15 protein-coding genes and 1 tRNA gene are annotated in these 14,510 nt (G+C 52.1%); 6 read left to right on the top strand and 10 right to left on the bottom strand.

Going from position 1 to position 14,510, the window contains the following annotated elements; translation table 11 throughout:
• Positions 1-14: 14 nt before the first annotated feature.
• The 4 genes from SB13_RS10420 to SB13_RS10405 all read right to left on the bottom strand — a co-directional run bounded on the left by SB13_RS10420 (position 15) and on the right by SB13_RS10405 (position 4,285).
• Positions 15-773 (bottom strand): helix-turn-helix domain-containing protein, encoded by a 759-nt coding sequence (locus tag SB13_RS10420; protein ID WP_463605557.1) that lies wholly within the window; start codon positions 771-773, stop codon positions 15-17.
• A 174-nt stretch (positions 774-947) separates the two neighbouring features.
• Positions 948-2,345: an NAD(P)/FAD-dependent oxidoreductase gene (locus SB13_RS10415; protein WP_026740296.1), complete on the bottom strand. Its 1,398-nt coding sequence runs from the start codon at positions 2,343-2,345 to the stop codon at positions 948-950.
• Between the two features lie 336 nt (positions 2,346-2,681).
• Positions 2,682-2,758 (bottom strand) — tRNA-Val (locus SB13_RS10410).
• A gap of 153 nt (positions 2,759-2,911) precedes the next feature.
• On the bottom strand, positions 2,912-4,285 hold the full coding sequence (locus tag SB13_RS10405; RefSeq protein ID WP_026740295.1) for an MATE family efflux transporter: 1,374 nt from the start codon (positions 4,283-4,285) through the stop codon (positions 2,912-2,914).
• A 265-nt stretch (positions 4,286-4,550) separates the two neighbouring features.
• Between SB13_RS10405 and SB13_RS10400 the strand changes: the two genes are divergently transcribed.
• Entirely contained in the window at positions 4,551-5,198 is a 648-nt protein-coding gene (locus SB13_RS10400; RefSeq protein WP_026740294.1) for a riboflavin synthase, read from the top strand.
• A gap of 48 nt (positions 5,199-5,246) precedes the next feature.
• Here SB13_RS10400 and cfa read toward each other — a convergent pair whose 3' ends face one another.
• Both cfa and purR read right to left on the bottom strand, forming a co-directional pair.
• A complete protein-coding gene (gene cfa, locus SB13_RS10395) occupies positions 5,247-6,398 on the bottom strand; it encodes a cyclopropane fatty acyl phospholipid synthase (protein WP_026740293.1) in 1,152 nt (383 codons plus the stop codon).
• A gap of 347 nt (positions 6,399-6,745) precedes the next feature.
• Positions 6,746-7,771, bottom strand: a complete 1,026-nt coding sequence (gene purR / locus SB13_RS10390; protein ID WP_026740292.1) for an HTH-type transcriptional repressor PurR — start codon at positions 7,769-7,771, stop codon at positions 6,746-6,748.
• A gap of 376 nt (positions 7,772-8,147) precedes the next feature.
• Here purR and cydH point away from each other — a divergent pair, with 376 nt between their 5' ends.
• Positions 8,148-8,240 carry a cytochrome bd-I oxidase subunit CydH gene (gene cydH, locus SB13_RS17775; RefSeq protein WP_099017386.1) on the top strand — a complete coding sequence of 31 codons (93 nt, stop codon included), beginning with the start codon at positions 8,148-8,150 and terminating at the stop codon, positions 8,238-8,240.
• Between the two features lie 113 nt (positions 8,241-8,353).
• Here cydH and SB13_RS10385 read toward each other — a convergent pair whose 3' ends face one another.
• The gene (locus tag SB13_RS10385; RefSeq protein ID WP_026740291.1) at positions 8,354-9,277 is read right to left on the bottom strand and encodes a C40 family peptidase; all 924 of its coding nucleotides are present in this window, start codon (positions 9,275-9,277) and stop codon (positions 8,354-8,356) included.
• A 337-nt stretch (positions 9,278-9,614) separates the two neighbouring features.
• Between SB13_RS10385 and SB13_RS10380 the strand changes: the two genes are divergently transcribed.
• Positions 9,615-9,965 (top strand): Grx4 family monothiol glutaredoxin, encoded by a 351-nt coding sequence (locus tag SB13_RS10380; RefSeq protein ID WP_026740290.1) that lies wholly within the window; start codon positions 9,615-9,617, stop codon positions 9,963-9,965.
• Positions 9,966-10,043: 78 nt separating this feature from the next.
• On the opposite strand, the gene rnt is transcribed toward SB13_RS10380, so the two are convergent.
• Both rnt and gloA read right to left on the bottom strand, forming a co-directional pair.
• Positions 10,044-10,718, bottom strand: coding sequence for a ribonuclease T (gene rnt, locus SB13_RS10375; protein WP_026740289.1), 675 nt, complete (start codon positions 10,716-10,718; stop codon positions 10,044-10,046).
• A gap of 108 nt (positions 10,719-10,826) precedes the next feature.
• Complete coding sequence (gene gloA, locus SB13_RS10370; RefSeq protein WP_026740288.1) at positions 10,827-11,234, bottom strand: lactoylglutathione lyase; 408 nt, start codon at positions 11,232-11,234, stop codon at positions 10,827-10,829.
• A gap of 315 nt (positions 11,235-11,549) precedes the next feature.
• On the opposite strand from gloA, the gene SB13_RS17340 reads away from it, so the two are divergent.
• Both SB13_RS17340 and slyA read left to right on the top strand, forming a co-directional pair.
• Positions 11,550-11,789 (top strand): DUF1289 domain-containing protein, encoded by a 240-nt coding sequence (locus SB13_RS17340; RefSeq protein WP_072000240.1) that lies wholly within the window; start codon positions 11,550-11,552, stop codon positions 11,787-11,789.
• A gap of 180 nt (positions 11,790-11,969) precedes the next feature.
• Positions 11,970-12,407, top strand: coding sequence for a transcriptional regulator SlyA (gene slyA / locus SB13_RS10365; protein ID WP_026740287.1), 438 nt, complete (start codon positions 11,970-11,972; stop codon positions 12,405-12,407).
• 143 nt (positions 12,408-12,550) lie between these two features.
• On the opposite strand, the gene SB13_RS10360 is transcribed toward slyA, so the two are convergent.
• Complete coding sequence (locus tag SB13_RS10360; RefSeq protein WP_026740286.1) at positions 12,551-13,018, bottom strand: outer membrane lipoprotein; 468 nt, start codon at positions 13,016-13,018, stop codon at positions 12,551-12,553.
• 337 nt (positions 13,019-13,355) lie between these two features.
• On the opposite strand from SB13_RS10360, the gene anmK reads away from it, so the two are divergent.
• Positions 13,356-14,471 carry an anhydro-N-acetylmuramic acid kinase gene (gene anmK, locus SB13_RS10355; protein ID WP_026740285.1) on the top strand — a complete coding sequence of 372 codons (1,116 nt, stop codon included), beginning with the start codon at positions 13,356-13,358 and terminating at the stop codon, positions 14,469-14,471.
• Positions 14,472-14,510: the final 39 nt, after the last annotated feature.

The following is a 14,510-nucleotide window of genomic DNA, read 5'->3' as shown; positions in this document are numbered from 1 at the left end:
GTCGTGGGACGGGGTCAATCCGCTTTTTCGGCGATTTTTTGCTGCAAGTAGGATTTAGGCGAAAGTCCGGTCTCCTCTCTAAAGCAGCGGTAAAAGGTCGAGAGGGAGTGAAAGCCAGCCGATTTGGCATCATCGTCAATGCGTTTGGACGAATACTTGCCGTTATTCCACTGCGTTAGGACATGGCGAAGCCGGAGCCGGTTGAGATATTGGTAAAAACTGCAGCCCATGACGTGGTTGAGGAAAAACGAAATCTGATTGCGGGTGTAGCCCGTCGCGGTCGCGACCTGAACCAGGTTCAGATCCGCATTCAAATGGGGGCGGTGTTGGGTGAAATACTGCTGAATGTCGTCAGCCATGATGCTCAGCTGGCGGGCCGATAGCCCCAGTCGTTGCGAAGCGGCGCGGTGGTCCAGCGCGCTCGGGGAGCCTTTCCCCTGGGGCTGAGAAAGCAGGGACGCGTATTCATTGACGCGGGTAATCACGCCATCGCAGACCGTAACCACCTCGCAACAGCAGATAATGGCCCGGCTGTCGCTGCCGCTGAGCGGGGTTTGATATTGCAGGGNGGCCGTATCGCCATCGACGCGCAGGCGATCGGTATAGTGAAGCGTATCTTCCGCCGTCGTCGAAAGACAGGCGCTCAGGTAATCGCGCAGCGCTTCGGGAGCGATGCGGCATCCCTGAAAAAAGTCGTTGTACTCTACCGTCGGAGAGTACAAGGCGAGAAGCCCATCCAGGTCGCGCTGCCACCAGGCTTCGTAATAACGCATCATGACTTGTTGCGTGTGATGATTCGCCGTTTCGGGTGAATAGGGGGTAGTCGTTAATCGTTCAGGGGCGCGTAAGTCATCATCCATAATCAATCCCATTGCAGATTCTTTCACAGAGAACCTAACCGATATTAGTTAAAAACGCCGCCGTTTTTTGAGCTAAGCCATAAGCCGTCAGGAATCGAAGCCGATGCCCAGCGCATCAAAGGTTTTCAGCAGCATATTGCGATGCCCGTCACGGTCTTCCCGGGCCAAAGAGCGGATCGCGGCCTGTACGCCGGCAAAACGCAGCGGTTCAGGGGGAAAGTGGATCGGCGCGCGGGACAGCATACGTAACTCAGTGCGCGGTGTTTTTTCGCCAGCGAGCTGGTCCAGCATATTCAGCGCGGCAAAACGACAGGCGGAGACGCCGAGTCCGGTATAACCCAACGCGTAGGCGATCTTGCCGTCGGCTTCACAGCCGGTAAACATCGTCGTGCGAGCGGATGTGTCGATAATGCCGCCCCAGGCATGACTGAAGCCAATATCCTGGATAGCCGGGAAGACTTCGCGGAACTGTTCGGCAAGACGGTTGAAGGTCTCGGGCCGTTGGGTCAGCGACTCGTCTCGACGACTGCCGTAATGATAAATCGCATCATATCCACCCCAAAGAATGCGGTTGTCTGCCGTTTTGCGGAAATAGTGAAATTTATTACCGCTGTCGGAGATGCCGTAACGTCCTGTCCAGCCGATCGCAGCGAGTTGCTGTTCGCTGAGCGGATTCGTGACCAGCACATAGTCATAGACAGGAATGACCGTCGAGGCCAGATGGCGCAACAGCGGCACAGCAATGTTGGTGGCGAGGACCACCTGTTTGGCAAGGACTTCCCCTGATGCCGTACGCAAACGGACGCCTTCACCGTGCTGCGTCAGCGCTTTCACTTCGCTGTTTTCGTAGAGCTCGATGCCCTGCGACAGACAAACCCGACGCAATTCGCTCACCATTTTGGCGGGGTTGACCATGGCGTAGTTCGACTCGAACAGCCCGGCGCTGTAGCGTGGAGAGTTCAGCTTCTCGGTCAGGCTGTCGCCCTCCAGCCATTCGCATTCCAGTCCGAAGCGTTGATAATCCTGCTGCATGGAACGTAGCCCTTCAATTTGCCAGGGCTGGTTCGCCAGGTTCAATTGACCGGTGTGCTCAAACTCAATCTCCATGCCAAATTCATGGAGGTCCGCTTCCAGATCTTCCAGATTGGTCTTGCCTAATTCGATAATATTTTTAGCTTCTTTAGGCCAGCGATTCAGCGCGATGGAGACCCCATGGGAGATGCTGGGAGAGCAGAAGCCGCCGTTGCGGCTGCTTGCCTCGGAGCCGCAGCGCCTAGCTTCAATAATGACGATCCTTTTTTCGGGCCACCGGCGGCGGGCCAGCAGCGCCGTCCACAGACCGGTATAGCCGCCGCCGACGATGGCAAGATCGCAGGTCACGCTGTCTTGCAGCGAAGGGGCGGGCGTCCCGGCGGTAATGGTATCCAGCCAGAACGGATAAGGTTTTACGTCAACAAATGCTTCTGGATTTGAATAAGTGGTCATGGGGGCTCCTGAAACACAACGAATTTCTGTCTCTTTGAGCTGAGTCTAAACACGGCCAAAAGTGAAACATAGACCGCAGCTTTCCGTGCGGGTCCGCGAGAAAAAATAGTCTGGTAGGCAATCGGGTGTCTTTTGAGCGCGAGGGGGTAAAAAAAGCGGTTAGAAACAACGTATTAATGGGTGAGTGCCCAGCAAGGATGTCGTGGCACCCACAGGGAGGTAATCCGGAAGCTGTTGAAGATCGAACGGTTTTCGATAAGAAGCATCAAGTCTTGAGAAGAGTTCGACGAGTCAGAAAAACAAAGGATGATACGAATTGAGAAGGTGAAAAAGGAATGGTGCGTTCTAATGGACTCGAACCATCGACCCCCACCATGTCAAGGTGGTGCTCTAACCAACTGAGCTAAGAACGCATTCCTGAAGTGCTGCTGTCAGTGCGACAACGGGGACGGATATTAACGACCTGAACGGCGGCTGGCAAGGGGCAAATAAACCAAATTGCCGCCTTGCCGGTTCGATTGACGAGCTTATATCCAGTTCGCCGTTTTTTTCATCATTTCAGTGAGTTAATGCTCCGAACGCGCCAGCGTGACCGCTGCAGGTTGGTTTTGCACCCAGCGAATACGCAAGCCCATCATGATGGCGGAGGCGGNCAGTCCAATGATGAACCCGCACCAGAATCCCGCCGGGCCCATCGGCGCAACCAATCTATCCGTCAGCGCCAGCAGGTAGCCGGAGGGCAGGCCGAGCACCCAATAGGCCGTGAAAGTGATAAAGAAGATGGCGCGAGTATCTTTATAGCCGCGCAACACGCCGCTGCCAATGACCTGAATGGCATCGGATACCTGATAGATGGCGGCGAGCAGCATTAAATGCGACGCCATCGCCACGACCAATGGATTGTCGTTGTACAGCAACGCGATGGGTTCACGCAGTACTACGGTGAAAATCGCCGTGCAGCACGCCAGCGCGACGCCGCAAAAAAGGCTGGTGCGTGCGGCGATGCGGGCATCGGCCACCGAACCTTCCCCAAGTCGGTGCCCTACTCGGATGGTGGCGGCGACGCCCAGCGACATCGGCAGTACGAACATCAGCGAACTGAAGTTAAGCGCAATCTGGTGACCGGCTACATCGACAACGCCGAGAGGCAGGACCAGCAAGGCGACGACCGCAAACAGGCTGACTTCAAACAGCATCGCGAGCGCGAGCGGCAACCCGAGGCTGAATAGCCGTTTGATGACGGGCCAGTCGGGACGCAGCGGCGTGGCGTGGCTACTGATACTTTGTATCCAGCGCGCCCGGCGCAGATAGCCCGCGAGTAACAACAGCATTATCCAGTACACCGAGGCGGTGGCGACGCCACAGCCAACCCCGCCCAATTCGGGCATACCCAGCTTTCCGTGAATAAACACGTAGTTGATAGGAATGTTGACCAGCAGGCCAATGAAACCGACGATCATCCCTGGTTTGGTTTTGGATAACCCTTCGCACTGGCTGCGCAGCACCTGGAAAAACAGATAGCCGGGAACGCCCCAAAGCAGCGCGCGCAGATAGCCGACGGCTTTGTCCGCCAGCTCCGGCGAGTCGTTATGCATTAGCTGAATCACCTTGTCCCCTTGATAGAGCACAAGCATGGTGACGACCGAGATCATGGCGGCCAGCAGAAAAGCCTGCTGCCGCTGATGCGCAATGCGTTCACGCCGGCCTGAACCATTGAGCTGGGCCACGACCGGCGTCAACGCCATCAGCAGGCCGTGGCCAAACAGGATGACTGGCAACCAAATAGACGTTCCGACTGCGACCGCCGCCATATCGGTAGCGCTGTAGGAGCCGGCCATGATGGTATCCACGACCCCCATGGACGTTTGTGAAACTTGGGCAATGATGACGGGGATCGCTAGCGCCAACAGCTGACGCGCTTCCGTTAGATACTTTTGCACGCGAACACCTTTATGAAGATCGACAGTTCGTCACACTAGATGACGCCATCATCCTATTTTGGGGGAAAAAGTGGCACATTGTAATGCGTTAACGCTCTATTACCAATAAGTTGTCTATTTGCACTCGGTGATTTCAGCAGTTAAATCTTTCAGGCTAACTACCCACATCACTCGATATCGTGCAAACTGACGGTAGCGTTTTTGTTGGCGATTTCAAGCCAGCGACATTCAACAGACGAGTTAGATTTGTAAAGAGGCAGAATCCATGTTTACTGGTATCGTTCAGGGCACCGCGCCGGTGGTGTCTATTGATGAAAAAAACAACTTCCGCACTCATGTTCTGCAACTGCCCCAAGCGCTGCTGCCTGGGTTGCAGATTGGTGCGTCTATCGCCAATAACGGGTGCTGTTTAACCGTGACTAAAATCGATGGCGACCATGTTAGTTTCGATATCATGAAAGAGACGTTGCGTTTAACCAATCTGGCGGATTTGCAGGTCGGTTCTTGGGTTAACGTCGAGCGCGCCGCCAAATTTGGTGATGACGTAGGGGGGCATGTGATGTCCGGCCATATCATGTGTACGGCGGAAATCGTGAAGATTCTGACCTCGGAAAACAACCATCAGATTTGGTTCCGCCCGGCAGACGAAACGCAGATGAAATATATCCTGCACAAAGGATTTGTTGGTATCGATGGGATCAGCTTGACGGTGGGTGAAGTGACGAAAAGCCGCTTCTGCGTGCATCTGATCCCCGAAACGTTGCAGCGTACCACGCTGGGTAAAAAACGACTGGGCGAGCACATCAACATCGAAATCGATCCGCAGACTCAGGCGATTGTCGACACCGTCGAACGCGTCCTGGCGAATCAGAACCTTTCGCTGTCCGTGGTTCCTACGCCTTCTCAGGCCTGATCGCAGTTGCAGGCTGGCGGAACCGATAGACTCCGCCAACCTGTACTGTCAACGTGGCGCGCGAATTCCGCCTTCCACGCCATTGGTGCTGAACAACACCTGCCACAGCTGGATGTTCCGAGCCCGGAAGGCCCCCGCGCACGCGTTCAGGTAATAGCTGAACATACGCTGGAAACGTCCGGAATAGGCGCCGGCCAACTCCGGCCAATGCTGCTGGAACCGCTCATGCCAGGCCATTAGCGTGCGGTCATAGTCGGCGCCAAAATTGTGCCAATCTTCCATAATCATGTAAGGCTCGCTGGCGTGTGCGATGTGCTGCACGGACGGCAGACAGCCGTTGGGGAAAATATAGCGGTCAATCCACGGGTCAACGGACAGATCGGTTTTGTTCGCGCCGATGGTGTGCAGCAGGAACAATCCCTTGGGCTTCAGATTCTTGCGGACGACGCGGAAGTAGGTATCGTAATTTTTGGGGCCGACGTGTTCGAACATGCCGACGGAGACGATGCGGTCAAACTGGCGGTCTAAATCACGATAATCTTCAAGCAGGATGGTGACGTCCAGATCCCGACATCGCTCTTGCGCCAGTCTCTGCTGCTCCCGCGAGATTGTCACCCCGGTGACGGAAACCCCATAGTGCCTGGCCGCGTATGCAGATAATCCGCCCCAGCCACAGCCGATATCCAGTAGGGTCATGCCGCGTTTCAACTGCAGTTTTTCGCAGATCATGCGCAGTTTGTTTTCCTGCGCCTGCTCCAGCGTTTCGGCGTCCTTCCAATAGCCGCAGGAGTACTGCATGTAAGGGTCAAGCATGAGTGAGAAAAGGTCATTGCCGAGATCGTAATGCTCTTTTCCGACGATCCAGGCTCGTTTTTTGGACTGTAGGTTGGTAAGGCGGGCGATGAGAACGCGGGCGATATCACTAACATGTTTGGGGAGCTTGTTATCAAGACCTGCCCGGAGTACGCGGTGGAAGAAGATATCGAGTCTTTCACATTCCCACCAACCGTCCATGTAACTCTCTCCCAGACCGAGAGAGCCTTCTCGCAACACGCGTTTATAGAGGTCAGGATTTTTAACCTGAATATCGAACGGACGAACGCCATTGATGGCGATATCCGCCGAGGACAACATTTCTTTCACAATTTGGAACCAGGACGTGTTATGGATGTCCAGTTCCTCCACACAAGATGAACTCATAACCTCTCCCTATCTTGCTGTTAGCGAACATCGCAAGAAACAGCTTAGACAAAATGACCTGCAGAAGGTGTCGGTGGACGTGATCCATCGTCTATCCCCCGAAAAAGGGACTGGGGGGAAATTAAGAGAAAAGCCGGTACGAAAGGCATCTATCCGTGCCACAAAAGCCAGAGTAGGCAACATGTTAATCGACAGGATAGCAAACTGCTCAGTATGTCTTGTTCGTAGGTTATTGTCTTAGAAGACAGGGACAAGTTTATGACTGCTTCAACCAGGGTACAAGCTTTAAATGGCTGAAGCAGGGGAAAAGGCGGGGGTAATTATTTCAATCGAAATAGATGTAATAACTAACGGCGATAATCGCGGAATGGGCCGTCAGCTACGGATCGACGCTCGATTAATCGAGGATGTACCTCAATGACCTGAGACGTTTCACGCTTACTGGTAATTCTGTCCAACAGCATGGCAAACGCGGATTGACCCAACCGTTCTTTCGGCTGATGAATGGTGGTCAGCGCCGGAGTAAAATAGCGTGAATGACGTACGTTGTCATAGCCGATGATAGAGATATCCTGCGGCACGCGCAGACCAAGCTCATCTGCCGCGCAGAGAGCGCCCATTGCCATGATATCGCCGCCGCAGAACACGGCGGTTGGCCGATTTTTCTGCGCCAATATCTGATGCATGGCTTTGTAGCCGGACTCCGGCTCAAAGTCGCCTTGTACGATCCACTCTTCACGGATATCAATACCGGCTTCGTCGAGCGCTTTCCTGAAGCCCAGATAACGTCCGCTACCGGTATTACGCTCCTGCAACCCGGGGATCGCCCCGATATCGCGATGGCCCCGTTCAATGAGGTATTGTGCGGCGAGGTATCCGCCTTCGAAAGCATTATCGACGACGGTGTCGGTGAAGTCGCTGTGTGCCTGTCCCCAGTCCATGACGACCATGGGAATATGGCGATAACCTTCCAACATTGTCAGAAGTTCAGGCGGGTATTCCGCGCACATGACCAGCAATCCGTCCACACGCTTTTGCGCCAGCATGGCGAGATAGGCCCGTTGTTTGTCCAGATCGTTATGGGAGTTGCAAAGAATCAGCGTATAACCTTTGGCATAGCAGCTGTTTTCGACGGATTCGATAATTTCGGCGAAATAGGGCGCCTCGCTGGATGTCGCCAGCAGTCCGATAGACTTGGTGTTATTAACTTTCAGGCTGCGCGCGACAGCGCTCGGAGAATAATGCAGTTCGTCAATGGCAGCGCGAACGGCGGCTTTGGTTTCTTCGGCGACGAATCTGGTCTTATTAATGACGTGGGATACGGTTGTGGTCGAAACGCCAGCACGTTTTGCCACATCTTTAATCGTTGCCATCTAAATGACTCCTAAACCTACTTCCTGCAGCAGTAAGTAACTTGTTAATCGTTTGCCTGCGCGAATTCGTCTCTTTCTGAAGATGAGTGTATTTCAGAAGGAGGGGTGTCGACGGATATACCTGAAGATAGGAAATGATGCTCGACCAATGGAGTTCGTACAGCAGTAAACCGGCAATTCTGTCCGATCCGGCCGAAAAGTGAAAGCGTTAATTCCACTCCTGTCACGATAAATAGACGTTATGGGTAAGATGGAACAGAAAGATCACGTTCTCATAACATTATATTCATCATTTGGGTGCTGACAGCCACCCGTTCCCTTATACTGAAGTTGCATGGCGACCTTGAGGGTTGTGCTGAAAATAAAGGAGAGAGTGATGGATACCAATTTGAAAATGTCGCTGTTGACGACCGTCGCGGCATTGGCGGTGATTATCGCCTTCAGTTTTACCGCGGTATTTGGCGCGTAAGCCATCTGCCGAGGTTTACGCCCACTAAATTTTCTTATGGGCACATTGCAAAAAAGGGACTTCGGTCCCTTTTTCTATTTCGTCATTGCGTTTATTCGAAAGATAGCCGCAATTTATCTCACCGTCTGCGGCATAACCACCCGACGCGCGCCAATATAATGTTCCTGCCAATAGTCTTCGTTGAGTTTGCTTATTTTGATATCTGAACCGGCGCGAGGCGACTGAATGAATCGTCCGTTTCCAACATATACGCCCACGTGGTCGGCCGTACCGCGATGGTTGATGCGGAAGAAGACCAGATCGCCGCTTTCCAATTCGTTTTTATTAATAGGCGCGGCATCGCGCAAATGAAACATTTCATTGGCGGTACGGGGAATAGGGATTTTCACAATATCTTTGTAGGCGTAATAGACCAGCCCGCTGCAATCGAAACCGGTGTACGGCGATGAGCCGCCCCAGTGGTAAGGTTTGCCGATTTGACTCATCAACTTGTTGAGCGCGGTGACTTTAGCGCGTTGAGAGCGAAGCTTATGCGCCGCACTTAATGTCAGGCCGCGGGGTTCGTCGACATCCTCTTTTCTATTACGAGTAACACGCGCGGCGGTCGATTTCTCTTCATCCATCCGAGCAGCGTGACCCCGTTTTGGTGTTTTTTTCGTTAGCGTCAGCGTGGATTGACTACGGGATAACCGTGTGACGGCCTTGGGCGTGGGCTGACGGGTGGGGGCATCTTTATGTGAAGAGGAGTGGGCTACGATCGGCGTGTGTTTTACGCTGCGTTTGGTCTTTTTGTCGTTATCGGCGTTCGCGGTCGTTTTGGTCTTGGGCGGTTTACTGCGGATTTTTTTCTTGTCTTGTGAGGTTGTTCCGGACTTTTTCGCGTTTTTGGTTTCTTTGTTTTTCTTTGTATCGACAGCATCTGAGGGATCGACGGTAGATTTACGGGACGTTATCGCCGGATCGTGGGGGGCAGATATCGCCTGGCTGAAAACCAAGCTGCTAAAAACCAATACGAAAAAAGTAGTGAGTAAACGCATTATAGTCTGACCGATGGTTGTTCTTGATCGTCCGATTTCCACAGTATTCCTCAAATCAGCATGATTACAAAGCGCGAAAAAGCAGTTAATGGGTACAGAATAGTGAAAAATCGTTAATGCGTGTTTTTTTCTCTGAATTAATGCTGTTTTTTGTTGTTGATTTAACCGGTTATTGTTTCTAAAAACCATCCGGCGATAACCTTACAAAAGATGGCGTTTTTTGTGGTTATCGCTATCGTTAAAATGTGTCAGAGTAGCTGGGTGAGCGTATGCCCTGTACTGATGCTATGGCTAGTGGCTTATCACCAGCCATCACGTGCTTTAAGGAAGCAATAGAATGACGACAACGACAATTGAAAAAATCCAGCGTCAAATCGCTGAAAACCCGATTCTGCTGTATATGAAAGGTTCCCCGAAACTGCCGAGCTGTGGTTTTTCTGCTCAGGCCGTTCAAGCGTTGTCGGCATGTGGCGAGCGTTTTGCTTATGTCGATATCCTGCAGAACCCGGACATCCGCGCGGAACTGCCGAAATATGCCAATTGGCCGACATTCCCGCAGCTGTGGGTTGACGGCGAACTGGTGGGTGGCTGCGACATCGTGATCGAAATGTATCAGAGCGGCGAGCTGCCAAAACTTATCAAAGAAACGGCTGAAAAATATAACGCTCAGCAGCAGGATCAAGAGTAAGCAAAGAGCTCGGACTGAAGCGGGAGTTGACCGCGTGTCCGGCGCTGTTCAGGGCGGCTTAGGCCGCCCTGATTATGTCTAGCGTTGAACCACCGCGGTATTGTCTTCTTCGGATTCATTCAGCGCCAATGGCCATCCGCCCAGTTTTTTCCAGCGGTTAACCAGTTCGCAAAATAGCAGCGTGGTGCGTTGAGTATCGTATAGCGCGGAGTGCGCCTGCGAGGAATCGAAAGGAATTCCGGCGGTGATACAGGCTTTGGCCAGCACCGTTTGGCCGACAACCAGCCCGCTCAACGCGGCGGTATCGAAGGTAGCGAAGGGATGGAAAGGGTTGCGCTTGAGGCTGCAACGCTCGGCCGCGGCCATGAGAAAGCTGTGATCGAAAGTGGCATTGTGCGCCACGACGATAGCGCGATTACAGCCTTGATCTTTAATGCCTTTACGCACCATTTTGAAAATTTCGTGCAGCGCATCGTACTCTTTGACGGCGCCGCGCAGCGGATTGCTGGGATCGATGCCGTTAAAGGCCAGCGCTTCGGGCTGCAGGTTAGCGCCTTCGAAAGGTTCTACATGGAAATGTAGCGTCTGGTCCTGCTGTAACCAGCCGTTGTCATCCATTTTCAGTGTGATGGCTGCAATCTCAAGCAGCGCATCCGTTTTAGCATTGAATCCAGCGGTTTCCACGTCGATCACGACAGGATAAAACCCGCGAAAACGGGCGCTCAGTGCGTTCAGATTAATTTTCTCAGCCATCAGTCTCTTTTCTTTAGCAAAAATGCAGTGCGTATTATGGCAAATTTTTGAAGGGGATGCAGTAATGCAGAGGCGACGGACGCAGCACGCGCCCGTCAGTGGGATAGGTTAGTTGCCCAGGCCCTGGCCGGCATGTTTGTTTTCAATCAGCTCGATTTTATAACCATCAGGATCTTCAACGAAGGCGATGATGGTGGTTCCGCCTTTCACGGGGCCTGCCTCGCGAGTTACTTTTCCGCCGTCCCGGCGAATGCGGTCGCAGGTCGCAGCCACGTCATCCACGCCCAGCGCGATATGACCATAGGCCGAACCCAAATCATAGCTCTCGACGCCCCAGTTATACGTCAATTCAATTACGGCGCCTTCGCTTTCTTCCGTATAACCCACAAAAGCCAATGAATAGCGATATTCCGTATTTTCGCTGGTGCGTAACAGGCGCATGCCCAATACCTGGGTATAAAAGTTAATGGAACGTTGTAAATCGCCAACACGCAGCATGGTATGAAGTAAACGCATAATGTCCTCTCATTCGGCTTTTGTCAGTCACTCGTCCCATGTACCACGGGACATAGCCTGCAAAGTATAGCGGTCATAAAACTTTCAGTCCAAATCATTATTTTTCAATGTGTTAAAACTTTGTTTAATGAACGAAAATTCGCTTTTGTGATTTTAGGGTTTTCATCGACAGAAGACTATCGGACCTGTTATGGTCTGCTAAGAATTGGGTTGCGGTTAGTCAATTATCTGAACTATTTTTCCGGATATCCGCAATGAACGCTTGCCTGCCATTGCGAACAACGGTTCAATAAAGGGATCCGATGAGGAGGTCCCGTGGCTGAGCAGCTTGAACTTTTCCCTGTACCCAATCCCTGTCGTGGTATCTGCCAAGCTAATGAACGTGGGTTTTGCCGCGGATGTTTCCGTAGTCGGACCGAACGTTTTAACTGGGCACGGATGAGTGATGCTGAAAAACAGAATGTTTTGAGGCTGTGTCGGCAAAGAATGAAGCGGTACGAGAGAGTAGAACAACTATTAACGACAACTCCGCCGGAACAACCGCCCTTGTTTTAATGTTTGTTGTGATGTTTAATGCCAAAAATTAAGTGTAAGATCATTTTTAATTAATTATTATTTGATAAGATCTTTATACGTTTTTAGAACAAATTTTAACTTCTTATTTTCTTTTCTATTAAATCAGAAATGGTTGCAATCCAGGGATATAACTTAGTCTGCTAATTATAAGGAGAGGTGATGGAATTGCCATTAGGATCTGATTTAGCTCGGTTGGTACGTGTTTGGCGCGCTTTGATTGATCAACGTTTAAAGCCTTTGGACTTGACTCAGACACATTGGGTCACTTTGCATAATATACATGAACTGCCGCCCGGACAGTCTCAAATACAGCTAGCAAAAGCGATTGGTATTGAGCAGCCTTCATTAGTTCGCACGTTGGACCAACTGGAAGATAAAGGGCTGATCACGAGACATATTTGTACTCATGATCGTCGCGCAAAGCGTATTCTTTTGACTGAAATGGCTGACCCAATCATTGTGGCGGTGAATGACGTTATACAACAAACGCGCAGTGAAATACTGGATGGTATTACGCCAGAAGAAGTAAATAAATTAACTGTAATTATATCTCGATTGGAAAAAAATATACTTTCATTACATGAGAGCCAGTCTTAATTAAATGCATTTCTAAAATGGATAAGTAATAGCGATTTATTTGTGCCATCGTTAATTGACGAGAGTTGGCTGAACGGTTTATCAACAACTAATTGAAGCACACAATCACCACCCCTTAGGGTGGTGATTGTGTTCGCTTGAGGTTAACGGGGGGAAACCGTCAGGGTTCGACCGTTGTTTGCCATTGCTACGCGCTGACCAGAATAAAATCGGGTATTGCCTTGTTTCTGAACGACCATGATAGTGCTGCCGTCATCCCGGCGAATTTCCAATTCGACGCCTTGCGTCCGGTTAACTGCGCCTTCGATGCTTGACCCAGCTACGCCACCTGCGACTGCGCCGGCGGCAGTTGCCAGGCTACGTCCTGCGCCACCGCCGATCGTATTCCCCAAGAATCCGCCTAACACTGCACCGCCTACAGCGCCGATGACGTTATTATCCTCGCCGGCCTGAATTTGCACCGGACGGGTGGAGACGACCGTACCGTAAGTCACGGTCTGAACCTGCTTAGCTTCCGATGCGCTGTACACATCGCCTGATAACGTGCTGGTGTTTGCGCAGCCAGCCAGGGTGACGCTTGCGATGGCAATGACAATGAAACGCTTCATCATAAAAAACTCCTAATGACTATGTCGGGCTGGCACAGCCGGGTGCCGGCGAAAGGTATGTGTTTAGATTATGGTCTGTTCTTGGTGCCATTCCACTTTTAAACACTAAGTTAGAACACTGCGCTTAAATTGATGATAAACACGCGAGAAAGTTCCTGCCAGAACTCGCGATGGTCGCCATTTTTGTCAAATTCAGGCGTGTTGCTCAAAATGACGGTATTGGAATACTGTATTTCATGTGATCAAAAAAAGGTAACCTGTTTTTTTGATTGACTATTTTCCCAAGACACCCGTTAGCTATAAGACTAACTTACCGTTAACTATAGGCGCAGGTAAACACATGCAGTCAGGTAGATATATAGGAGTGATGTCAGGCACCAGCCTTGATGGCGTCGATGTCGTGCTGGCTGAGATAGGCGAAGGACGCGTGGTTCAACTGGCCAGTTATTGCCATCCGATGCCGGAAACGATGAAAAACACGATTCTTGGCATGTGTCAGGGGCAGGCGGTGACGTTGTCAGCGGTAGGGCACTTAGACACTCAGTTGGGCAGGCTTTTCGCTGAGGCGGTTCAGGCTCTGTTGACGCAGACCTCACTGCAGGCGCGAGACATTGCGGCTGTCGGCTGTCATGGACAAACGGTATGGCACGAGCCGCTGGGATCGGATCCATGCACGATCCAACTAGGCGATAACAACCAGATTGCGGCCGTCACCGGCATCACGACGGTGGGGGACTTTAGGCGGCGCGATATGGCGTTGGGAGGTCAGGGCGCGCCGTTAGTCCCGGCTTTTCATCATGCGTTGCTGAGCAGCGACGCCGAACGGCGGGTTATCCTCAATATCGGCGGTATCGCCAATCTCTCCCTCCTGCTGCCAGGCCAACCGGTCACCGGTTTCGATACCGGTCCCGGCAACATGCTGCTCGACGCATGGATTCTTAAGCATAAGTCACTACCTTACGACAAAGACGCCGCGTGGGCGCTGGGCGGCCGTGTGCACAACGGGCTATTGCAAAGAATGCTGAACGACCCTTATTTCTTATTGCCAGCCCCAAAGAGTACGGGACGAGAATATTTCAATTTGCATTGGCTTGAACACCAGTTGGTGACATTTCCTGAAATTGAACCAGTCGACGTACAGGCAACACTCGCGGAGCTGACCGCCATCAGCATTGCACAGCAGATAACCCAGTCAGGTGGGGCCGAACGACTACTCGTATGCGGCGGCGGGGCGCGTAACCCCCTCTTGATGCAACGGCTGGCGGCCTTGTTGCCGAGCGCTGTCGTGAGCGCGACTGATGCATTCGGCATTAGCGGCGATGACATGGAAGCCTTGGCTTTTGCCTGGCTGGCCTACAGAACGCTGTCGGGATTGCCCGGAAATTTGCCGTCCGTGACCGGCGCGTGCCGGGAAACAGTGCTGGGCGCGATCTATCCTGCCATGTCCCACGAATAGGACTTTGCTGAGCTCATCCCATCTGACCGGTTGGTAGAC

Source organism: Lonsdalea quercina subsp. quercina, assembly GCF_000688695.1.
GTDB lineage: Bacteria > Pseudomonadota > Gammaproteobacteria > Enterobacterales > Enterobacteriaceae > Lonsdalea > Lonsdalea quercina_D.
This window is presented reverse-complemented; position numbering and strand designations above follow the sequence as displayed.

What these genes read in the sequence shown, in the direction of transcription:
- SB13_RS10415 (WP_026740296.1), bottom strand. Translation starts at nt 2,345, where the DNA reads ATGACCACTTATTCAAATCCAGAAGCATTTGTTGACGTAAAACCTTAT.
- SB13_RS10400 (WP_026740294.1), top strand. Translation starts at nt 4,551, where the DNA reads ATGTTTACTGGTATCGTTCAGGGCACCGCGCCGGTGGTGTCTATTGAT.
- cfa (WP_026740293.1), bottom strand. Translation starts at nt 6,398, where the DNA reads ATGAGTTCATCTTGTGTGGAGGAACTGGACATCCATAACACGTCCTGG.
- purR (WP_026740292.1), bottom strand. Translation starts at nt 7,771, where the DNA reads ATGGCAACGATTAAAGATGTGGCAAAACGTGCTGGCGTTTCGACCACA.
- cydH (WP_099017386.1), top strand. Translation starts at nt 8,148, where the DNA reads ATGGATACCAATTTGAAAATGTCGCTGTTGACGACCGTCGCGGCATTG.
- SB13_RS10385 (WP_026740291.1), bottom strand. Translation starts at nt 9,277, where the DNA reads ATGCGTTTACTCACTACTTTTTTCGTATTGGTTTTTAGCAGCTTGGTT.
- SB13_RS10380 (WP_026740290.1), top strand. Translation starts at nt 9,615, where the DNA reads ATGACGACAACGACAATTGAAAAAATCCAGCGTCAAATCGCTGAAAAC.
- rnt (WP_026740289.1), bottom strand. Translation starts at nt 10,718, where the DNA reads ATGGCTGAGAAAATTAATCTGAACGCACTGAGCGCCCGTTTTCGCGGG.
- gloA (WP_026740288.1), bottom strand. Translation starts at nt 11,234, where the DNA reads ATGCGTTTACTTCATACCATGCTGCGTGTTGGCGATTTACAACGTTCC.
- slyA (WP_026740287.1), top strand. Translation starts at nt 11,970, where the DNA reads ATGGAATTGCCATTAGGATCTGATTTAGCTCGGTTGGTACGTGTTTGG.
- SB13_RS10360 (WP_026740286.1), bottom strand. Translation starts at nt 13,018, where the DNA reads ATGATGAAGCGTTTCATTGTCATTGCCATCGCAAGCGTCACCCTGGCT.
- anmK (WP_026740285.1), top strand. Translation starts at nt 13,356, where the DNA reads ATGCAGTCAGGTAGATATATAGGAGTGATGTCAGGCACCAGCCTTGAT.